Raw genomic sequence first — 20,781 nt, 5'->3', positions numbered from 1 at the left:
CCGGGGTGAGGGCATCAGGCCGCCCCGTCGTTCAACACAACCTCCTGCCTGAACCGCCGCAACTCAACCAGCGCCACTAACAAAATCACGCCAACCATCGCTAATGCAAACCCGCAGCTGCTCGCGGATGCCACCGGGGTCATCATCGCCCCCAGCCCGCCGAGGATCGCCGCGCCAATCGCATCCCCCGTGACGTTCTGCGCCGTCCACAGGCCGTTAATGCGCCCGAGCATCCCTTCCGGCGTCTGGGTCTGGATCAGGGTGTACTGCAAAAGCGAGCTGATGGCGCTCAGCCAGCCGAAAATCACCAGGCACAACACGCCCAGCGCCCACACCGGCATCAGGCTGAAGAAGCCGATGGCGATAAACGAGGCCAGCGAGGCAAGCAGCATAATCAGCCCCGGACGCGCGCCCTGCGCCAGGTTGCCGCTGGTCAGCGCCCCGCACGCCGCGCCGAGCGGAATGGCGGCGTAGAGAATGCCAATCTCTGAGGCGCTCATCTGCCACTCTCCCGCTAATGCCGGGTAGAGCACGCGCACGGCGCTCGCCATCGTCAGCAGGCCGCCGAGCAGCGCAATGCCGCCAATCAGCGGGTTGCTGAACAGGAAACGAATCGCGGCCATCAGCGATTTTAGCGGATGCTCGCGCGGCTGCGGCGGAGGCGGCAGCAGCGGCAGGCGCAGCAGCGTCAGCGTGGTGATGAAGGTTCCCGCCGCCGCCAGCCCGTAGTTCCACGCCACGTTGCCGGTCGCCAGCAGCAGGCCGCCCACCATCGGCGAAATCACCGAGCCCAGACGCACGGTGAGCATGGTAATCGCCCCCGCCTGCATCAGGTTCTCGCGCCCGACCAGCGCGGGCGTTGCCGCAAGAAGCGCCGTCACGCCCAGCGAGGCGAAGAAACCGTCCCACAGCCCCAGCGCGTAAATCGCAATCAGCGACGGCTCCGGCAGCATCGCGTTCAGACACAGCCCGATAAAGCCCACGCCGCAGGTGCCGCGCGCCAGCAGGATCAGCTTCTTACGCTCGTAGCGGTCCGCCAGCACGCCGCCGACCATCAGGCCGATGAACATCGCCCCGCCGGTTAAGGTGACGGATAACCCCACCAGCCAGCTGGATTGCGTCAGGGTCTGGATCTGTACCGGCACGGCGACGCCGAGCAGCCCGAGGGACAAAATGGAGATAAAGCGAGCGATAAAAACGGCGCGATACGCCGGGTGCGTTTTCAGCAGGCTGAGGTTGAGCAGCCAGGATTTTTGATTCATGACAAAGCCTTGAGTCTATTTCTACCCTTTCCATGGGCGCACATGCTAACATAGCCAAATAAGATAGATAACGATAATCACTATCATTATCAAATCATGGATGTTGCTATGTCGTTTTCCTCTTCTGCGGTGCGCGTCATTGCCGTGCCCGTTTTACTGCTGCTCCTGAGCCTTGCGGCTGCACTCAGCCTGCTGGTCGGCGCGAAGCCGCTGCCCGCGTCCGTTATCGTTGATGCGCTCTCCGGCACCTGCCAGAGCGCCGACTGCGTCATCGTGCTCGACGCCCGACTGCCCCGCACGCTTGCCGGACTGCTGGCCGGTGGCGCACTCGGCCTTGCCGGTGCCCTGATGCAAACCCTTACCCGTAACCCGCTGGCGGACCCCGGCATCCTTGGCGTTAACTCCGGCGCCAGCTTTGCCATCGTGCTCGGCGCGGCGCTGTTCGGGTTGGCGTCACCCTCTGAACAGCTGGTGATGGCCTTCTGCGGCGCGCTGGCCGCCTCGCTGGTGGTCGCCTTTACCGGCAGCCAGGGCGGCGGGCAGCTGAGTCCGGTCCGCCTGACGCTTGCGGGCGTGGCGCTCGCGGCGGTGCTGGAGGGCTTGTCCAACGGCATCGCCCTGCTCAACCCGGACGTCTACGACCAGCTGCGCTTCTGGCAGGCCGGTTCGCTGGATATCCGCACCCTTGAAACCCTAAAAGTAGTGGCGATCCCGGTCATAATCGCTGCCGCCGTGGTGCTGTTTTTAAGCCGGTCGCTCAACAGCCTGAGCCTCGGCAGCGACACCGCTACTGCCCTCGGCAACCGCGTGGCGCGCACGCAGCTGATTGGTCTGCTCGCCATCACCGTGCTGTGCGGCAGCGCGACCGCCGTGGTCGGCCCGATCGCCTTTATCGGCCTGATGATGCCGCACATGGCGCGCTGGCTGGTGGGGGCGGATCACCGCTGGTCGCTGCCGGTGACGCTGCTGGCGACCCCTGCCCTGCTGCTGTTTGCCGACGTGCTGGGCCGCCTGCTGGTGCCCGGCGAGCTGCGCGTCTCGGTGGTCAGCGCCTTTATCGGCGCGCCGGTGCTGATTTTCCTGGTTCGTCGTAAACGCGGAGGTGGCGCATGATGGCCCCGTCCCGTCGTTTACTCACCAGCGTATGCCTGCTGACTATCGTCATTCTGCTGCTGGCGGTCTGGAGCCTGCGCAGCGGCGCGGTGACGCTCGACTTTACTCAGGTCTTAAACGCCCTGCTCGGCAGCGCGCCGCGCAACGTCACCATGGTGGTGACGGAGTGGCGTCTTCCGCGCGTGGCGATGGCAATTCTGGTCGGCGCGGCGCTCGGCGTGAGCGGCGCGATATTCCAGTCGCTGATGCGCAACCCGCTTGGCAGCCCGGACGTGATGGGCCTCAACACCGGGGCCTGGAGCGGCGTGCTGGTGGCGATGGTGCTGTTTGGTCAGCACCTGACGGCCATTACCTTTACGGCGATGGCGGGCGGCATTCTGACTTCCTTACTGATCTGGGCGCTGGCCTGGCGCAACGGTATCGACACCTTCCGCCTGATCATCATCGGGATCGGCATCCGCGCCATGCTGATGGCCTTTAACACCTGGCTTTTACTGCAGGCCTCGCTGGAAACCGCGCTCTCCGCCGGGCTGTGGTACGCCGGTTCGCTCAACGGCCTGACTTGGGGCAAAATTTGGCCCGCCGCGCCGCTGATTTTGCTGATGTTTATCGGCGCTCTGCTGCTGGTGCGGCGCATGCGTCTGCTGGAAATGGGCGACGACAGCGCCTGCGCGCTGGGCGTGAGCGTCGAGCGCTCACGCCTGATGCTGATGCTGGTCGCCGTACTGCTGACCGCCGCCTCCACCGCGATTGCCGGGCCAATCTCGTTTATCGCCCTCGTGGCACCGCACATCGCCCGCCGTCTTAGCGGCACGGCGCGCTGGGGATTAACCCAGGCGGCGCTGTGCGGCGCGCTGCTGCTACTGGCCGCCGATCTCTGCGCCCAGCGGCTGTTTATGCCTTATCAACTGCCGGTGGGCGTGGTAACCGTCAGCCTCGGCGGGATTTACCTCATCGTCTTGCTCGTTCAGGAGTCACGCAAGAAATGACAGACACAACCACCCGCTTGCGCGGCGAAAACCTCACCCTCGGCTACGGCAAAAAAATCATTGCCCGTGACTTATCCGTTGCCATTCCGGACGGCCACTTCACGGCCATTATCGGCCCGAACGGCTGCGGAAAATCGACCCTGCTGCGCACGCTGAGCCGCCTGATGACCCCGGCTGAGGGCAGCGTGTTCCTCGACGGGGAGCAGATCCAGCGCTTCGCCAGCAAAGAGGTAGCGCGGCGCATCGGTCTGCTGGCGCAAAACGCCACCACACCGGGGGACATCACGGTGCAGGAGCTGGTCTCGCGCGGACGCTATCCGCACCAGCCGCTGTTTACCCGCTGGCGCAAAGAGGATGACGAGGCGGTGAACCGCGCGATGCAGGCGACGGGCATCACCGATCTCGCCCAGCAGAGCGTAGACACCCTCTCCGGCGGGCAGCGCCAGCGGGCGTGGATCGCGATGGTGCTGGCGCAGGAAACGTCGATTATGCTGCTGGACGAGCCGACGACCTGGCTCGACATCAGCCATCAGATTGACCTGCTGGAGCTGCTGAGCGAGCTGAACCGCACGCAGGGCTATACCCTGGCGGCGGTGCTGCACGATTTAAACCAGGCTTGCCGCTACGCCACGCATCTGATTGCGCTTCGCGACGGTGAGATTGTGGCGCAGGGCGCGCCGAAAGAGATTGTGACGCCGGATCTGATCGAGCGGATCTACGGCATGCGCTGCATGATTATTGACGATCCGGTGGCGGGTACGCCGCTGGTGGTGCCGCTGGGCAAGCGTGCGGTCTGATGCTCTCACCCCGGCCCTCTCCCACAGGGAGAGGGAGCAAACCATCCCCTCGCCCTTTGGGAGGCGCTTTTGACGTTATCCCAATATCTCCCTCAACACCGGCCCTATCTTTTCAAACGCCTGCGGTGAAATGATATCCACGTGGGCGCAGTCCTGGCTGTACACCTCAAGCTCCGCCACCCAAGGCGCCCAGGCGACCTGCGGATCCATCGTTCGCGTGCGCTCGGCAACAAACAGCGTCGCTTTGCCGTCAAAGCGTGCGCTGCGCGCCGTGGTGAGCAGCCGCACCGCGTCGGCGTAGTTGCCCTCTATAGCGTTAAACAGCTCGCTGGAGCCCTGTCCCTGCTGGGCAGCAATAAACGCCTGACGCTCGTGCTCGATCTCCGCCAGCACTTCCGGGTCAAGGCCGTTGGCCTCTTTCTCCGACCAGTTCTGGGTTTCCGGCGGCCAGGTGTCCAGCAGGCCGAGGAAGGCCACCGCTTCTCCCTGCTCGCGCAGACGGGAGGCAATACCCTGCGCCAGCGTGCCGCCGAGGGAATAGCCGAACAGGTAATACGGCCCCTTCGGCTGCTGCTTACGCAGCGTAGCCAGGTGATGCTCAATGACTCCATCCAGATCCGCACGCTGCTGCATTGGACCGTCCGGACGCGGCGACTGAATGCCGGTAATGGACCAGCGCGGGCTGAGGTAGCGCGCCAGGACGCTAAACTGCCAGGCAAAGCCGGACGCCGGATGGAAGCAGAACAGCGTCGGCCCGTCGCTTTCGCGCAGCGGCAGAAGGTTTTCATACCCCAGACGCTGCGCCTGCTCGTCGCTCATCTGCGAGTCCAGCAGCGCGCTGAGCTTGCTCACCGTGGAGGCGACCATAATCTGCCCCGGCGTAACCTTGCGCTCGAACGCGCGGCTAAGCTGCGCCGCCAGGCGCATCGCCAGCAGTGAGTGTCCGCCGAGGGCAAAGAAGTCGGCTTCGATATCGTTCACCTCGCAGCCCAGCAGCGCGGAAAATGCCTGCGCGACGGCAATTTCAGTTTCGCTTTCCGGCGCGCGGCCAGAGGTTTTACTCGTCAGCAACGGCAGCGGCAGCGCCTTGCGATCCAGCTTCCCGTTCGCGCTGAGCGGCAGCGCGCTGATTTGCAGCAGCACCACCGGCACCATGTGCGGCGGCAGCTGGGCTTTGAGCGACGCCAGCAGCGCGTCGCGGTCCAGCGGTAAGCCGGATTCGGAGACGACGTATCCCACCAGCTGGCGGGCATCGCCGCCGGTGGCAGCCGCCTGGTTGAACACGCAGGCGTGGGCCACGGCCTGAGCCACGTCCGGCAGCGACAGCATCGCCCGGTCGATTTCGCCCAGCTCGATGCGCTGTCCGCGGATTTTTAACTGATCATCGCTGCGGCCGAGATATTCCACCGCGCCGTTGTCCAGCCAGCGGGCAACGTCGCCGGTGCGGTACATCCGCTCGCCGGGGGCAAACGGGTCGGCAATAAAGCGGCTAGCGGTGAGGTCCGGACGGCCCAGATACCCCTGCGCCAGCTGAATGCCGGTGAGATACAGATCGCCCGCCACGCCGAACGGCACCGGGCGCATCATCGCGTCCAGAATGCGCAGCCCCGTATTCCAAACCGGGAAGCCGATCGGCACGCTGTTTCCTTCCACCGCCGCCAGCTCGGGCCCAAACGCCGGATACCAGCTCACGTCCACCGCCGCTTCGGTTGGGCCATAGAGGTTGTGCAGCGGCGCATGGGTGAGCTGCTCCCACTCGCGACACAGCTCGGTCGGCAGCGCTTCGCCGCTGCAGAACACCTGCTTAAGCGTTCTGCAGCAGTCGACGTTTTCCGGCGTCAGCGAGGCGACAAACGCCGCCAGCATCGACGGCACGAAGTGGGTAGTAGTCACGCCGTACTGCGCGAAGAAGCTCTGCATCGCCTGCGGGTCGCGGTGCGCGTCCGGCTCGGCCATCACCAGCTTCGCCCCGGCGATAAACGGCCACCAGAACTCCCACACCGACACGTCAAAGCTGCACGGCGTTTTCTGCGCTACCACGTCCGTCGCGTCCAGCGGGTAATGACCCTGCATCCACTTCAGGCGGTTAACGATGGCGGTATGGCCGACCATCACGCCTTTCGGGCGGCCCGTCGAACCGGAGGTAAAGATGATGTACGCCGTCTGCTCCGGCGTCGCCAGCCGCAGCGGTTCAGCACCCGTAGCCGGTAAAAGGGTGTTGTAACTAAATGCACTAATCGGCAGATCGCTAAAGCGCGGAAGCTGCTCGTCGGTGGTAATGAGCAGGGACGGCTTCGCGTCTTCGAGCATCATCCGCAGACGATCGTCCGGGTAGCCGGTGTCGAGCGGCAGCCAGGCGGCACCGGCCTCGACGATGCCGTGCAGCGCCAGCGTCAGGAACACCGAGCGCGGCAGGGCCACCGCCACGCTGTCGCCCGGCTTCACGCCGCGCTGGCGCAGCAGGTTTGCCAGCGCGACCACCTGCTCGCGCATCTGACGATAGCTGAGCTCAATATGCGCGTCCGCCAGCGCGGGGGCGTCCGGCGTTTTACTCGCCTGCTCTGCTACCAGATCCGCCAGCGTGGTGGACGGCAGCGCCAGCCCGGTATCGTTGATGCGCGCCATCTGCTGATATTCCTGCTCTGAAACGGTTTCCACTTCGCCACAGCGCAGGTCCGGGTTGGCCGCAAACTGCATCAGCATCGCGTTCAGGCGCGCGACGTGACGGGAAAGCGTCGCCTCGTCGTAGCGCTGCTTACTGGCGAGGATCTCAATGCTCATGCCGCCCTGCTCGTCCGGGAACAGCGCCAGCTCAAGGTCGTTCACCGGGCCGGTTGCGAGCGTGTGGGTGATGGCCTCCACGCCGTCAATATCCAGCTGATAATCGAACACCTTCACGTTCAGCACCGGGCCAAACAGGGCTTCGTCGCCTGCGGCACGCCCGCTGTCGCGCACGATCTGCTCGGCGTCGTAGCGCTGGTGGCGGCGCATTTTTTTCAGCTGGTTGGCCAGGCGCAGCGCCAGCGCCGGCAGGCTCTCCTGCGGGTTGATATTCACCGCCAGCGGCAGAACGTTAAGCACCGGCCCGGTCGCGGTCAGCGCGGCGGAGCCCATGCGGCGCATAAAGATAAACCCGGCGGCGTAGTCCAGCCTTCCGGTCAGGCGGCCCAGCCACAGCGCCACCAGCGCAAGGGCCAGATCGGTACGCTGCGCCTGTCCTGCCGCCTGCGCAAGCTGGCTAAAGGCGCGACCGTCGGCGGTGACTTTCAGGCGCAGGATATCGGTTGTGGCGGCGCGTCCCGGCAGCGGCGCGGAAGAGAGCGAGACCGGAGAAGGAAGTTGCCTGCGCTGCTCCGCCCAGAAGGCACCGTCGCGTTCGTACGCCTCGCTGTCGCGATAGCGCTGATACTCGTCCACCACCTCGGCAAACGGCGTAAACGGGGATGCGGGCATCGGTTCACCCTTTTTCCACGCGGCGTAAATCGCGGCGATCTGGCGGGTAATGGCCGGGAAGCTGAAGCCATCCACCACCAGATGGTGATAGCGCTGATACCAGTACCAGTGGCTTTCACCCACCTGAATCAGTTGATGAAACACCAGCGGCTGCCCGCTGTCGACGCGCAGGTTTTGGCGAAGATCGGCCTCCATCAGCGCCACGGCGGCGGCGTGGTCGTCAACGCGAACGATGGACGGCTCCGGCAGAATGAGGGTGTCATCCACCCACTGCCACACCTCGCCGTTATCCTCGGCAAAACGCATCCGCAGGGTATCGGCCTGCATCATGCCCTCAGCGATGGCTTTTGCCAGCAATGACGCGTCGATATCGCCTTTCAGTTCGGTGTAGTGCGCCACGCTCCAGGCGTTTGGCAGGGAGGACAGCTGTTCCGCCATCCAGATACCCGGCTGGGCGGCGACGAGAGGAAGACGTTTCATGCGCTCCCCTCCGCAAAATGGGACGGTTCAAGCGTGCGCCAGTGCCCGGCCAGCCACTGCTGGCACGACTCCTGAGGCTGGGCCTCACACACCACGCGCCACCCCGCCGGCAGTTCGCACTGCTCCGGCCACAGGCTGTACTGCCCCCGGTCGTTTTGCAAAATGGCGAACTGTCCCTGCGGATTATCGAAAGGATTGCTGAATTCCATACAGACTCCGTTATTGAATGAGCGGCTGCCAGAGGGTCATCAGCCCCTGCGTCAGCCCACCGCGCCAGCAAAGCGCATCGTGTCCGCCGTCAACCTGACGCCAGGTAACCTGCTGCGCGGGTAGTTCGGCATAAATCGCCTGATTGGCATTGAAAATCAGCGGCTCGTTGCGCCCGGCTTCGAGGACGATGCGCAGCCCGCTCGCGGCCAGCTCACCGATTCTGAGCTGTTCGATGAGGCGCCCTTCCTGCTGCCCGCCGCGGTGCGGCCACCAGTACGAGCCGGACTGGCTCAGCACGCAGCCAAACCGCTGCGGCCAGTTGAGGCCAGCATAAAGCGAAGAGAGTCCGCCAAAGCTCTGGCCCGCGACCACGGTACGGTCGGCGCGGTCGCTGAAGGGCGCGAGATGTTTTACAAGAGGGAGAAGTTCTTCCTGTATCGCCAGCCAGAAATCGGGGTTACAGGGCAATTCGCGGTTGCGGTGTTCCATGTCGATCGCGTCAATTAATACGTAGACCGCAGGGGGCAGTTGGCGCCCGGTGGTGAGCGACGCCAGCGCAGGCCAGACGGGCATGCTTTCGGCCCAGAACTGCCCGTCGAGCAGCACCGCCAGCGGGCGCTCGGGGCCGTCGTCCCCGGTGGTAAAAATCCACACGCGGCGACGGTTGTTGAGACGCTCGCTGTTCCACTCAATGCAGACCGGCGGCTGATACGGCGTATCGGGACGGTCCCAGCCGGGCTGAACGGGCGCGTCCGGCATCTCCAGCGCCGAAACGGCATGACCGCGCCCGCCGCGCCAGCTCTGAGGATTCAGCGGGTCGGACACCGCGTGCGGCAGCAGCTTGCGCCAGCCTTCGCGCAGCGCCATGCGGTCCGGCAATTCGCCTTCAAATACTTCGCTGGCAAAATCATTTTCGTTATCGGAGGGGATAAAACAGTAGCTGCCGCGCCATTCGGGGCTGAACTCGCCCTGCCACTGCCAGACGTCGGTATCCGGGATACGCTCAAGAGATTGCGGGCGGGCATTTTGATGATGATCGGTCACGCCGGTGATGTAGAGCCAGACGCGTTTAACCGTTGACGTTTTCTGCGTTCCTGCCGGGTCACGCCACCAGAAGGTGACGCGATAATTCGCCTTCAGACGTTCCCATTCTGGCCCGTTTTTCGACTGCCACCAGGCTTCACTTCCCGTTGTTAACGCCGTCACCCTTATAACCCCATGTTTCACAGTCTTTTTTGTTTCAGAGCAAATTTTATTGATAATATTATTGATAACTATTTGCATTTGCAATAGCGTAATGCCCGCGCTGTGGGAAGCGCGCTCATTAAATAACCATAAAAGCGGGACGTACAATGAATAAGAAGATTCACTCTCTGGCCTTGCTGGTCAATTTAGGGATTTATGGTGTCGCGCTGCCCGCCGTGGCAGACGACAACACCGCCTCTGCGCAGCACGAAGACACCATGGTGATCACCGCCGCCGAGCAGAATTTACAGGCGCCGGGCGTGTCGACCATCACCGCCGACGAGATCCGCAAAAACCCGCCCGCGCGCGACGTGGCGGAAATCATCCGCACCATGCCGGGCGTTAACCTCACCGGGAACTCCACCAGCGGCCAGCGTGGAAACAACCGTCAGATTGACATTCGCGGCATGGGGCCGGAAAACACCCTGATCCTGATCGACGGCAAGCCGGTCACCAGCCGCAACTCTATTCGTCTGGGCTGGCGCGGCGAGCGTGACACCCGCGGCGATACCGGCTGGGTGCCGCCGGAGATGATCGAGCGCATCGAAGTGATCCGCGGTCCTGCCGCCGCGCGCTACGGCAACGGCGCGGCAGGCGGCGTAGTGAACATCATCACCAAAAAATTCGACGACCAGTGGCACGGCTCCTGGAACACCTACCTGAACGCGCCAGAGCACAAGGACGAAGGTTCCACCAAACGCACCAACTTCAGCCTGAGCGGCCCGCTGGGCGGCGACTTCAGCTTCCGCATGTTCGGTAACCTGGACAAAACCCAGGCCGACGCGTGGGATATCAACCAGGGCCACCAGTCCGATCGTACCGGTGCCTACGCCAACACCCTGCCGGCAGGCCGCGAGGGCGTGGAAAACAAAGACATCAACGGCGTGGTGCGCTGGGACTTCGCGCCCATGCAGTCCCTGGAGTTCGAAGCGGGCTACAGTCGCCAGAACAACCTCTACGCGGGCGACACGCAGAACACCAACAACGACAGCGCGCTGGTGAAGAAGAACTACGGCAAAGAGACTAACCGTATCTACCGCCAGAACTTCGCGGTGACCTGGAACGGCGGCTGGGATAACGGCATCACCACCAGCAGCTGGGCGCAGTACGAGCACACCCGCAACTCCCGCCTGGGCGAAGGTCTGGCGGGCGGGACGGAAGGGTTATTCAACAGCAATAAATTCACCGACACCGATCTGGCCGACGTGATGCTGCACAGCGAAATCAACCTGCCGATTGATTTCCTCGTTAACCAGAACCTGACGCTCGGCACCGAGTGGAACCAGCAGCGCATGAAGGACTCAACCTCCTTCACCCAAACCCAGCAGGGCGGCACCATTCCGGGCATGAGCAATGACCGCAGCCCGTACACGTCGGCAGAGATTTTCTCTCTGTTCGCCGAAAACAACATGGAGCTGACCGACAGCACCATGCTGACCCCTGCCCTGCGCTTCGACCACCACACCATCGTCGGCAACAACTGGAGCCCGTCACTTAACCTGTCGCAGGGTCTGGGGGATGACTTCACGCTGAAGATGGGGATCGCCCGCGCCTATAAGGCGCCGAGCCTGTACCAGACCAACCCGAACTACCTGCTCTACAGCAAAGGCCAGGGCTGCTACGCCAGCTCCGACGGCGTGGGCTGCTACATGATGGGCAACGACGATCTGAAAGCCGAAACCAGCATCAACAAAGAGATTGGTCTGGAATGGAAACGCGACGGCTGGCTGGCGGGCGTGACCTGGTTCCGCAACGACTATCGCGACAAGATTGAAGCGGGCTACGCGCCGATTGGTCACACCTCTTCCGGTAAAGTGCAGACGGATATCTACCAGTGGGAAAACGTACCGAAGGCGGTGGTCGAAGGGCTGGAAGGCTCCCTGAACGTACCGGTCAGCGACACCATTAACTGGACCAACAATATTACATACATGCTGCAGAGCAAGAACAAGGAGACCGGCGATCGTCTGTCGATTATTCCGGAGTACACGCTGAACTCGACCCTGAGCTGGCAGGTTCATCAGGACGTGTCGCTCCAGTCGACCTTTACCTGGTACGGCAAGCAGCAGCCGAAGAAGTACAACTACAAAGGTCAGCCGGTGACCGGATCTGAGAAAGACGAAGTCAGCCCGTACAGCATCGTTGGCCTGAGCGCGACCTGGGATATGACCAAAAACGTTAGTCTGACCGGCGGCGTGGATAACGTCTTTGACAAGCGCCAGTGGCGCGCGGGTAATGCCCAGACCACCGGTAATGCCACCACCGGTGCGTATATGTACGGTGCGGGAGCGTATACGTATAATGAGCCAGGCCGTACCTGGTACATGAGCGTGAATACGCGATTCTGATTCAGGCAGTAACTCCCCCCTCTCCCCATGGGAGAGGGCCGGGGTGAGGGCATCAGGCCGCACAATTCTGAAGGGAAAAACATGCACACAACCCACACCACGTTCATTCTTGCCGGCCACACCGTCCACCACGTCACCTTCGCCCCCACCACCTTCACCGATGCCGATCTCCTCTGGCTCCCCCACCACGCAGAGCTTTCAAACGCCGGAAGCAAACGCAAAGCCGAGCATCTGGCAGGCCGCATCGCCGCCGCGCATGCGCTCGGTGCGATACATGAACGCGCGATCCCCGGCATCGGCCCCAGCGGCGAACCGCTCTGGCCGAAAGGGGTTTCGGGGAGCATTACCCACAGCGGCACGCAGGCGATGGCGGTTGTCGTCCCTCATCCAGATGCGCTCGTAGGTATTGATTGCGAAGCCATTCTTCCAGACCACGAAGCCCGCGAAATCCAGGACGGCATCGTTGATGCGCAGGAAGCGATGCGCCTGACGCACTCGGGCTCCTCCTTTGCGCTGGCGTTGACGCTGGCTTTTAGCGCCAAAGAGAGTTTGTTTAAAGCCCTCTTCCCGAAGGTAAATACTTACATGGGGTTTGAGTGGGCGAGAGTCACTGAGTTATCGGAAAAAACAATCACGCTGGCGCTTTCGCACCCTGCTGGAGACTATCCTGAAGGTAAACGCTTCACCCTCGTCTGGCAGCATAATGATGGGAACGTGTGGACGCTGCTAAAAGCCTGATGGCGCTGCGCTTATCAGGCCTACGGTAAACCGATTTTGTAGGCCGGGTAAGGCATCGCCGCCACCCGGCTTGAGGGCGACGGCGATGCGTTTATAGATTATTCAGCTCAAATCTCAAACATCCGGGAACATCACGCTATTCCCCGGCGCTTCCCTGTGCAGATGGATAAAGTTCAGGTGCCGTTCATACTGGTCCAGAATGTCCGTAATCACCTGCTCCTTGCTGTAGTCCATCAAATCATTCCCCTGGCTCCCTTCCAGCAGGAAGGTCTCAAGCCGGTAGTAGGTCGATTTCCCGCTGCGCGCCCGGTAGGTAAACCCGGGTACTGAATACTGCTGCGGCCAGATCTGATAAACAAAGTTCTGCTCGTCGCCCATGTGCACCAGCAGATCCAGGTGCCCCAGGGTCTCTCCCTCCTCCGGCGGCAGGTTTTTCAGCTCCACGTAGGCCCCACGCAGCTTCAGCTCCTGCGCGACCTCTTCCATCGCCGGGAAGCAGACCGTCTCCATCATCTGTTTGGTGTAGCGCGTGCCCGGGTAGTTCATCAGGCGCGAAAGGCGTTTCTTCCAGCTCAGCCTGTCCTGCGCGCCCATCGGACGCGGCGCAGTGTCGCGGCTGGCGCTGACGCGGCGGTAGTCTTCCACCTTGAGGGATTTATACAGCCCGGCCATCACGAAGAAGATGACGAAGCTGAACGGCAGGCCCATGATCACCGTGGTGTTCTGCAGCGCCGAAATGCCGTTGGTCATCAGCATGCCGAGCGTCAGCAGGCCGATGGCGATGGACCAGAAGATGCGCAGCCAGTTCGGCGCGTCGCTGTTGATGTCTTTGAGCTTCGAGGTGAAGTTGCCCAGCACCAGCGCGCCGGAATCCGCCGAGGTGACGTAAAACAGCAGGCCGGTGATGGTCGCCACGGAGGCGCTAAAGGTAAACGCCGGGTACTGCGCCAGCAGGCTGTAGAAGCCGCGCTCCGGGTGCGCCATCGCTTCCTGCGCGAAGGTTGCATTGCCGTGGATGATCTCGTGCAGCGCGCTGTTGCCGAAAATCGACAGCCACAGCAGGGTAAAGGTGAACGGGATAATCAGCGTGCCCATCACGAACTGGCGGATGGTGCGGCCACGCGAAATACGCGCCAGGAACAGGCCGACAAACGGCGACCACGCCACCCACCACGCCCAGAAGAACAGCGTCCAGTTGTTCATCCACTCTACCGGGCGGTCGAAGGCGAAGCTGTTCAGCGTCATGCCCATAAAGCGGTTTACGTAGTCGCCCACGTTGAGCACTAAGGCATTGAGCAGGAACGAGGTATCGCCCATAAACAGCACGAACAGGATCAGGCCCAGCGCCAGCGCCACGTTCAGCTCGGAGAGCACGCGGATGCCTTTATCGACGCCCGACGTCACCGAGATGGTGGCGATAATGACGGAGAGCGCAATCAGCGCCGCTTTGGCCGCCATCGAATCCGGGATATCAAACAGCACGCTCAGCCCGTAGTTGAGCTGCACCACGCCGATCCCGAGCGTCGTCGCGATACCAAAGATGGTGCCGATCACCGCCGCAATGTCGACGCTGTGGCCAATCGGGCCGTTAATCTTTTTACCGAAGATCGGGTACAGCGCGGAGCGGATGGTGAGAGGTAAATTATAACGATAGCTAAAGTATCCGAGCGCCATGCCCATCAGGGCGTACATCGACCAGCCCGTCAGGCCGTAGTGGAACAGCGTCCAGACCATCGCCTGGCGCGCGGCCTCCATCGTCTGCCCTGCCCCTTCCGGCGGCTGCATATACTGCGTAACCGGTTCCGCCACGGAGAAGAACATCAGATCGATGCCGATGCCCGCGGCAAACAGCATCGCGGCCCAGCTCAGCAGGCTGAACTCGGGCTTGGACTGCTCAGGCCCGAGCTTCACCGAGCCGAAGCGCGAGCAGGCAATGCAGACCACGAACACGATATAGAGCGTCGCGGCCAGCAGGTAGTACCAGCCGAAGGTCTTCGACACCCAGTTCAGGGTGCGCCCAATCCACTCGGCAGAAAAATCACGAAAGAAGATGGTCGTCAGGGAAAACAACAAAATCAGCCCGGCGGAAGTATAAAAAACGACCGGGTTGATTTTGTCTTTTTCTCTGTCTTGTGAAAGGTCTGTCATCCAGTATCCCCACTGTTTTTGTAACTATTGAAATCCAAATCCGCAACAATTAAGACACATTTTATATTGAACGTCCAATCAAAAACCGCTTTAATGTATTACCAACGCTGATGAATGGAGTGGCAAAAATGCCCAAAGTGGGGATGCAGCCGATCCGGCGCAGGCAGCTTATCGACGCCACGCTGGAAGCAATAAATGAAGTGGGAATGCATGACGCGACGATCGCGCAGATCGCCCGTCGGGCGGGCGTTTCCACGGGGATCATCAGTCACTACTTCAAAGACAAAAACGGTCTGCTGGAAGCGACCATGCGCGACATCACCGGCCAGCTGCGCGACGCGGTTTTGAGCCGCTTACGCGCCCTGCCGGACGGCAGCGCGGAGCAGCGCCTGCAGGCAATTGTCGGCGGCAATTTTGATGAAACCCAGACCAGCGGCGCGGCAATGAAGGCCTGGCTGGCCTTCTGGGCGAGCAGCATGCACCAGCCGATGCTCTACCGCCTGCAGCAGGTGAGCAGCCGTCGCTTGTTGTCAAACCTGGTGTACGAGTTCCGCCGTGAGCTGCCGCGCGAGCAGGCCGAAGAGGCGGGCTACGGCCTGGCGGCGCTGATCGACGGGCTGTGGCTACGCGCCGCGCTGAGCGGCAAGCCGCTGGATAAGACCCTGGCGCAGTCGCTCACCAGCCACTTCATCAGCCAGCATTTACCGACCGAATAACCGAGGAGAATTTATGTCCCGAATGGCAGAACAGCAGCTTTATATCAATGGTGGTTATACCTCCGCCACCAGCGGTCGCACCTTCGAGACCATCAACCCGGCCAACGGTGAAGTTCTGGCGAGCGTACAGGCCGCCGGGAGAGAAGACGTCGATCGCGCCGTGGAAAGCGCAAAACGCGGGCAAAAAATCTGGGCGGCGATGACCGCCATGGAGCGCTCGCGCGTTCTGCGTCGCGCCGTCGATATCCTGCGCGAGCGCAACGATGAGCTGGCGAAGCTGGAAACCCTCGATACCGGTAAAGCTTATTCCGAAACCTCAACCGTCGATATCGTCACCGGCGCGGACGTGCTGGAGTACTACGCGGGGCTGATCCCGGCGCTGGAAGGCAGCCAGATCCCGCTGCGTGAGACCTCGTTCGTCTACACCCGCCGCGAGCCGCTGGGCGTGGTGGCGGGTATCGGCGCGTGGAACTACCCGATCCAGATCGCCCTGTGGAAATCCGCCCCGGCGCTGGCGGCGGGCAACGCAATGATCTTCAAGCCGAGCGAAGTGACGCCGCTCACCGCCCTGAAGCTCGCAGAAATCTACACCGAAGCGGGCGTTCCGGACGGCGTGTTTAACGTCCTGCCGGGCGTGGGCGCGGAGACCGGCCAGTACCTGACCGAGCATCCGGGCATCGCGAAAGTCTCCTTCACCGGCGGCGTTGCCAGCGGCAAAAAGGTGATGGCCAACTCGGCGGCCTCGTCCCTGAAAGAGGTGACGATGGAGCTGGGCGGTAAATCCCCGCTGATTATTTTCGACGACGCCGATCTGGATCTCGCGGCAGACATCGCCATGATGGCGAACTTCTTCAGCTCCGGCCAGGTGTGCACCAACGGCACCCGCGTGTTCGTGCCCGCGAAATTCAAGGCCGCGTTCGAGCAGAAAATCGTCGAGCGCGTGGGCCGCATCCGCGCGGGCGATCTGTTCGATGAACGCACCAACTTCGGCCCGATGGTCAGCTTCCCGCATCGCGACAGCGTGCTGCGCTACATCGCCAAAGGCAAAGAGGAAGGTGCGCGCGTGCTGTGCGGCGGCGACGTGCTGAAGGGCGAAAGCTTCGACAACGGCGCTTGGGTTGCCCCGACCGTGTTCACCGACTGCACCGACGAGATGACCATCGTGCGCGAAGAGATCTTCGGCCCGGTGATGTCCATCCTGACCTATGAAAGCGATGAAGAAGCCATTCGCCGCGCCAACGACACCGAGTACGGTCTGGCAGCAGGCATCGTCACGGCCGATCTGAACCGCGCGCACGGCGCCATTCATCAGCTCGAAGCGGGCATCTGCTGGATCAACACCTGGGGTGAATCCGCCGCAGAAATGCCGGTCGGCGGCTACAAACACTCCGGCATTGGCCGCGAGAACGGCGTGATGACGCTGCAGAGCTACACCCAGGTGAAGTCCATCCAGGTTGAGATGGGTAAATTCCAGTCCATATTTTAACCGGGAGGTTTATTTGCAATTTGACTACATCATTATCGGGGCCGGCTCTGCCGGCAACGTGCTGGCAACGCGACTGACTGAAGATCCGAACACCACCGTCCTGCTGCTTGAGGCGGGCGGGCCGGACTACCGCTTTGACTTCCGCACCCAAATGCCCGCCGCGCTGGCGTTTCCGCTGCAGGGCAAGCGCTACAACTGGGCGTATGAAACCGAGCCAGAGCCTTACATGAACAACCGCCGCATGGAGTGCGGACGCGGCAAAGGGCTGGGCGGCTCGTCGCTGATCAACGGCATGTGCTACATCCGCGGTAACGCGATGGATCTCGACAACTGGGCCAAAGAATCTGGCCTTGAGCACTGGAGCTACCTCAACTGCCTGCCCTACTACCGCAAGGCAGAGACGCGCGACGTAGGGCCGAACGACTATCACGGCGGCGACGGTCCGGTGAGCGTTACCACCTCGAAACCGGGCGTGAACCCGCTGTTTGAGGCGATGGTGGAGGCGGGCGTGCAGGCGGGCTATCCGCGCACCGACGATCTCAACGGCTACCAGCAGGAAGGCTTCGGCCCGATGGACCGTACGGTCACGCCGCAGGGCCGACGCGCCAGCACCGCGCGCGGCTATCTGGACCAGGCTAAAAAGCGCCCGAACCTGACCATCCGCACTCACGCCATGACCGATCATATTATTTTTGACGGCAAACGCGCGGTGGGCGTCGAGTGGCTGGAGGGCGAAAGCACCATCCCGTCCAGAGCGACGGCGAATAAAGAGGTGCTGCTGTGTGCAGGCGCGATTGCCTCCCCGCAGATCCTCCAGCGCTCCGGCGTGGGCAGCGCGGAGCTGCTGAAGCAGTTCGATATTCCGCTGGTGCACGACCTGCCCGGCGTGGGCGAAAACCTGCAGGATCACCTGGAGATGTACCTCCAGTACGAGTGCAAAGAGCCGGTCTCCCTCTACCCTGCCCTGCAGTGGTGGAACCAGCCGAAGATTGGCGCCGAGTGGCTGTTTGGCGGCACCGGCGTGGGCGCGAGCAACCACTTCGAAGCGGGCGGTTTTATCCGCAGCCGCGAAGAGTTTGAATGGCCCAACATTCAGTACCACTTCCTGCCGGTAGCGATTAACTACAACGGCTCGAACGCGGTTAAAGAGCACGGCTTCCAGTGCCACGTTGGCTCCATGCGCTCCCCGAGCCGCGGCCACGTGCGCATCAAGTCCCGCGATCCGCACCAGCATCCGGCGATCCTGTTCAACTATATGTCCCACGAGCAGGACTGGCAGGAGTTCCGCGACGCTATCCGCATCACCCGTGAGATCATGCACCAGCCCGCGCTGGACAAATATCGCGGTCGCGAAATCAGCCCGGGTATCGAATGCCAGACCGACGAGCAGCTCGACGAGTTCGTGCGCAACCACGCCGAAACCGCCTTCCACCCGTGCGGCACCTGCAAGATGGGTTACGACGAGATGGCGGTGGTCGACGGCGAAGGCCGCGTTCACGGGCTGGAAGGGCTGCGCGTGGTGGATGCGTCGATCATGCCGCAGATCATCACCGGCAACCTGAACGCCACCACTATTATGATTGGCGAGAAAATTGCCGACGCAATCTGCGGGCGCGAGCCGCTGGCGAAGAGCACGGCGGCGTATTATGTGGCGAACGGGGCGCCGGTAAGACGCTAAGCCATTTCCCCTCTCCCCGCCGGGGAGAGGGAATTCACTCCCCCGCCAAAAATTTATTTTCATTTGCCTGCATCCAGTTTCCCCCCTGCCCTCGTATGTGAGTATGTGAGCAACGCCTTTGCTCCTTAATCCGAGGATAAATGATGAAAAAGCTACTCAGTGTTGCATTCGTATCCAGCGCTTTACTCTTCTGTGCAGGCGCATCAGCGGCCATGACGTCAGGCTCCGTGATGGTGGGCGGAGCAGAAATGTTCCCGAGCAAAAACATTGTTGAAAACGCCGTGAACTCAAAAGATCACACCACGCTAGTGGCGGCGGTCAAAGCGGCCGGGCTGGTGGATACGCTACAGAGCAAAGGGCCCTTCACCGTTTTTGCGCCCACCGATGCGGCATTTGCGAAATTGCCTGCGGGTACGGTCGACAATCTGGTGAAGCCGGAAAATAAAGCGCTGCTCACCAGTATCCTGACCTACCACGTGGTTGCGGGTAATTACGATATGAAAGCGCTGGAGCAGAAAATTAAACAGGGCGGCGGCCACGCGGAGCTGAAAACCGTTAACGGTCAACCGCTGTGGATCATGAGTAACGGCCCGCACAATATTCAGCTCAAGGATGGTAAAGGTAACGTGGCGAACATCAGCACCTATGACGTCCATCAGAAAAATGGCGTGATCGATGTGATTGATACCGTCCTGATGCCTAAGTAGTTGTCTATACTTCGGAAGTGTGACGTTGCCTTCCGGGAAAAACATGGATAACGCGTTGGCTGAACAGCAGTTGAAATTAATGCAGGCGGTCGCAAACGGCGATCGCCGCGCATTTGAACAACTTTACCGACTCACTTCACCGCATCTGTTTGCCGTCGCGCTGCGCATGTTACGCCATCGCGCCTGGGCAGAAGAGATCCTTCACGACTGTTTTGTCACCGTCTGGAGTAAAGCCGAAACCTATAACGCCGCCCTGAGCTCTCCGATGACCTGGCTTACGCATATTGTTCGCAACCGCTGTATTGACTGGCTGCGCAGCGGGCAAACCCGGGCTGCCGCCCGCGAGGAGTCGTATTCCGAAGAGAGTCTGCTGAGCGAAAACGATGAGCAAAACAACTGGTACGATGACGCGCAGGCAGCACGACTCAGGCATTGTCTGGATCATCTGAGTCAGGAACAGCGCCAGAGCATTACGCTCGCCTACTATCAGGGCATGTCCCACAGCGACATTGCCGACTGGCTCCAGCAGCCCGTGGGCTCGGTAAAAAGCTGGATCCGCCGCGCGATGGATCATCTTCGGGAGTGCGTGGGCCTATGAATGACAGCGAAAAACGCGATGACATGCTGGCTGCGGAATATGCCCTCGGCACTCTGCGCGGAGGGGCGCGGCTTCAGTTCCAGAAGAGGTTTGCCGCTGAGCCCGGTCTGGCTGCCCGCGTGGCGTACTGGCAGGAGACGTTCAGCACGCTCGACAGTCATCTCGCGCCCGTTCACCCACCCGAGACGGTGTGGAAGAGGATCGCCCTCGATCTGCCACCGAAAAAGCCTTTGCGCCAAAGCCGGCCCTATCTCGGCTGGATGGTCGCTGCCGGCCTCGCCGCCGTTACCGTCGTGACCTGGTATTCCACCCGCACGCCGGAACTCGCACCGCTGATGGTACTCAACGATGCCCAACAGCACGGGCAATGGATCGTCAGTGCGGACAGCCGCCGCCAGTATCTGAGCATCACCCCGCTCAGACCGAACGCTATTGCGGCGCAAAACAGCCTGCAGCTTTGGCTTATTCCTGCCGGGAAGGCTCCGATATCCCTTGGGCTGCTGCAAAGTGATATACCGACTGATGTTGCCCTCAGGAACAACACCCTTACCCCTGACGCGATGATAGCCATAAGCCTTGAACCTAAAGGGGGATCACCCACCGGTCAACCCACCGGCCCCGTGCTGTACAGCGGCAAGATTTAATCCTCCGGCCTTGTTCGCAGGGCCGCGAGCATCTTAATCTGCCTTCCCCCGGATTTACGCCCGCGTGATAAGAAAAGAGAGATTTTTCAATACTCAATCCTGTACATAATATTGACTGTTACATATAAGAATTAAATATTAGCACCGCAATGAATTTTATTATTTGAAA

16 protein-coding genes are annotated in these 20,781 nt (G+C 61.6%); 11 read left to right on the top strand and 5 right to left on the bottom strand.

The window, feature by feature from the left end; all coding sequences use genetic code 11:
* Positions 1 to 14: 14 nt before the first annotated feature.
* Positions 15 to 1,262, bottom strand: a complete 1,248-nt coding sequence (gene entS, locus DEO48_RS09015; protein ID WP_109844958.1) for an enterobactin transporter EntS — start codon at positions 1,260 to 1,262, stop codon at positions 15 to 17.
* Between the two features lie 108 nt (positions 1,263 to 1,370).
* Here entS and fepD point away from each other — a divergent pair, with 108 nt between their 5' ends.
* From fepD to fepC, 3 genes are read left to right on the top strand one after another with little or no spacing between them, the layout of a single operon-like run.
* On the top strand, positions 1,371 to 2,375 hold the full coding sequence (gene fepD, locus DEO48_RS09010) for a Fe(3+)-siderophore ABC transporter permease (protein WP_109844957.1): 1,005 nt from the start codon (positions 1,371 to 1,373) through the stop codon (positions 2,373 to 2,375).
* Positions 2,375 to 3,364 carry an iron-enterobactin ABC transporter permease gene (gene fepG / locus DEO48_RS09005; RefSeq protein WP_109844965.1) on the top strand — a complete coding sequence of 330 codons (990 nt, stop codon included), beginning with the start codon at positions 2,375 to 2,377 and terminating at the stop codon, positions 3,362 to 3,364. The genes fepD and fepG overlap by 1 nt, the downstream gene beginning before the upstream one ends.
* Positions 3,361 to 4,161, top strand: a complete 801-nt coding sequence (gene fepC, locus DEO48_RS09000) for an iron-enterobactin ABC transporter ATP-binding protein (protein WP_109844956.1) — start codon at positions 3,361 to 3,363, stop codon at positions 4,159 to 4,161. Before fepG ends, fepC begins: the two co-directional genes overlap by 4 nt.
* A 75-nt stretch (positions 4,162 to 4,236) precedes the next feature.
* Here fepC and entF read toward each other — a convergent pair whose 3' ends face one another.
* From entF to fes, 3 genes are read right to left on the bottom strand one after another with little or no spacing between them, the layout of a single operon-like run.
* Entirely contained in the window at positions 4,237 to 8,094 is a 3,858-nt protein-coding gene (gene entF / locus DEO48_RS08995) for an enterobactin non-ribosomal peptide synthetase EntF (protein WP_109844955.1), read from the bottom strand.
* Complete coding sequence (locus DEO48_RS08990; protein WP_109844954.1) at positions 8,091 to 8,303, bottom strand: MbtH family NRPS accessory protein; 213 nt, start codon at positions 8,301 to 8,303, stop codon at positions 8,091 to 8,093. Before DEO48_RS08990 ends, entF begins: the two co-directional genes overlap by 4 nt.
* Positions 8,304 to 8,313: 10 nt before the next feature.
* Positions 8,314 to 9,510, bottom strand: a complete 1,197-nt coding sequence (gene fes, locus DEO48_RS08985; RefSeq protein ID WP_109844953.1) for an enterochelin esterase — start codon at positions 9,508 to 9,510, stop codon at positions 8,314 to 8,316.
* A 146-nt stretch (positions 9,511 to 9,656) separates the two neighbouring features.
* Between fes and DEO48_RS08980 the strand changes: the two genes are divergently transcribed.
* Together DEO48_RS08980 and entD are read left to right on the top strand one after the other, a co-directional pair.
* Positions 9,657 to 11,897, top strand: a complete 2,241-nt coding sequence (locus DEO48_RS08980) for a TonB-dependent siderophore receptor (RefSeq protein ID WP_109844952.1) — start codon at positions 9,657 to 9,659, stop codon at positions 11,895 to 11,897.
* An 81-nt stretch (positions 11,898 to 11,978) separates the two neighbouring features.
* Positions 11,979 to 12,635, top strand: a complete 657-nt coding sequence (gene entD, locus DEO48_RS08975; RefSeq protein ID WP_109844951.1) for an enterobactin synthase subunit EntD — start codon at positions 11,979 to 11,981, stop codon at positions 12,633 to 12,635.
* 114 nt (positions 12,636 to 12,749) lie between these two features.
* On the opposite strand, the gene betT is transcribed toward entD, so the two are convergent.
* Positions 12,750 to 14,783, bottom strand: coding sequence for a choline BCCT transporter BetT (betT, locus tag DEO48_RS08970; protein WP_023310695.1), 2,034 nt, complete (start codon positions 14,781 to 14,783; stop codon positions 12,750 to 12,752).
* A 128-nt stretch (positions 14,784 to 14,911) separates the two neighbouring features.
* Here betT and betI point away from each other — a divergent pair, with 128 nt between their 5' ends.
* The 6 genes from betI (at position 14,912) to DEO48_RS08935 (ending at position 20,612) form a co-directional block, all read left to right on the top strand.
* Positions 14,912 to 15,499, top strand: coding sequence for a transcriptional regulator BetI (betI, locus tag DEO48_RS08960; RefSeq protein WP_032662864.1), 588 nt, complete (start codon positions 14,912 to 14,914; stop codon positions 15,497 to 15,499).
* 13 nt (positions 15,500 to 15,512) lie between these two features.
* Complete coding sequence (gene betB / locus DEO48_RS08955) at positions 15,513 to 16,985, top strand: betaine-aldehyde dehydrogenase (protein ID WP_109844950.1); 1,473 nt, start codon at positions 15,513 to 15,515, stop codon at positions 16,983 to 16,985.
* A 13-nt stretch (positions 16,986 to 16,998) separates the two neighbouring features.
* On the top strand, positions 16,999 to 18,663 hold the full coding sequence (gene betA / locus DEO48_RS08950) for a choline dehydrogenase (protein WP_109844949.1): 1,665 nt from the start codon (positions 16,999 to 17,001) through the stop codon (positions 18,661 to 18,663).
* 143 nt (positions 18,664 to 18,806) lie between these two features.
* Positions 18,807 to 19,370, top strand: coding sequence for a fasciclin domain-containing protein (locus tag DEO48_RS08945; RefSeq protein ID WP_023334833.1), 564 nt, complete (start codon positions 18,807 to 18,809; stop codon positions 19,368 to 19,370).
* A gap of 43 nt (positions 19,371 to 19,413) precedes the next feature.
* Positions 19,414 to 19,968 carry an RNA polymerase sigma factor gene (locus DEO48_RS08940; RefSeq protein WP_047061309.1) on the top strand — a complete coding sequence of 185 codons (555 nt, stop codon included), beginning with the start codon at positions 19,414 to 19,416 and terminating at the stop codon, positions 19,966 to 19,968.
* Positions 19,965 to 20,612, top strand: coding sequence for an anti-sigma factor domain-containing protein (locus DEO48_RS08935; RefSeq protein WP_109844948.1), 648 nt, complete (start codon positions 19,965 to 19,967; stop codon positions 20,610 to 20,612). Before DEO48_RS08940 ends, DEO48_RS08935 begins: the two co-directional genes overlap by 4 nt.
* The last annotated feature ends 169 nt before the right edge of the window (positions 20,613 to 20,781 follow it).

The sequence above is a fragment of the Enterobacter sp. CGMCC 5087 genome, from assembly GCF_003144775.1.
In the GTDB taxonomy this organism is placed as follows: domain Bacteria; phylum Pseudomonadota; class Gammaproteobacteria; order Enterobacterales; family Enterobacteriaceae; genus Enterobacter; species Enterobacter cloacae_M.
This window is presented reverse-complemented; position numbering and strand designations above follow the sequence as displayed.

What these genes read in the sequence shown, in the direction of transcription:
- DEO48_RS08940 (WP_047061309.1), top strand. Translation starts at nt 19,414, where the DNA reads ATGGATAACGCGTTGGCTGAACAGCAGTTGAAATTAATGCAGGCGGTC.
- entD (WP_109844951.1), top strand. Translation starts at nt 11,979, where the DNA reads ATGCACACAACCCACACCACGTTCATTCTTGCCGGCCACACCGTCCAC.
- DEO48_RS08980 (WP_109844952.1), top strand. Translation starts at nt 9,657, where the DNA reads ATGAATAAGAAGATTCACTCTCTGGCCTTGCTGGTCAATTTAGGGATT.
- entS (WP_109844958.1), bottom strand. Translation starts at nt 1,262, where the DNA reads ATGAATCAAAAATCCTGGCTGCTCAACCTCAGCCTGCTGAAAACGCAC.
- entF (WP_109844955.1), bottom strand. Translation starts at nt 8,094, where the DNA reads ATGAAACGTCTTCCTCTCGTCGCCGCCCAGCCGGGTATCTGGATGGCG.
- betI (WP_032662864.1), top strand. Translation starts at nt 14,912, where the DNA reads ATGCCCAAAGTGGGGATGCAGCCGATCCGGCGCAGGCAGCTTATCGAC.
- betT (WP_023310695.1), bottom strand. Translation starts at nt 14,783, where the DNA reads ATGACAGACCTTTCACAAGACAGAGAAAAAGACAAAATCAACCCGGTC.
- fepC (WP_109844956.1), top strand. Translation starts at nt 3,361, where the DNA reads ATGACAGACACAACCACCCGCTTGCGCGGCGAAAACCTCACCCTCGGC.
- DEO48_RS08990 (WP_109844954.1), bottom strand. Translation starts at nt 8,303, where the DNA reads ATGGAATTCAGCAATCCTTTCGATAATCCGCAGGGACAGTTCGCCATT.
- DEO48_RS08935 (WP_109844948.1), top strand. Translation starts at nt 19,965, where the DNA reads ATGAATGACAGCGAAAAACGCGATGACATGCTGGCTGCGGAATATGCC.
- fepG (WP_109844965.1), top strand. Translation starts at nt 2,375, where the DNA reads ATGGCCCCGTCCCGTCGTTTACTCACCAGCGTATGCCTGCTGACTATC.
- DEO48_RS08945 (WP_023334833.1), top strand. Translation starts at nt 18,807, where the DNA reads ATGAAAAAGCTACTCAGTGTTGCATTCGTATCCAGCGCTTTACTCTTC.
- betB (WP_109844950.1), top strand. Translation starts at nt 15,513, where the DNA reads ATGTCCCGAATGGCAGAACAGCAGCTTTATATCAATGGTGGTTATACC.
- fepD (WP_109844957.1), top strand. Translation starts at nt 1,371, where the DNA reads ATGTCGTTTTCCTCTTCTGCGGTGCGCGTCATTGCCGTGCCCGTTTTA.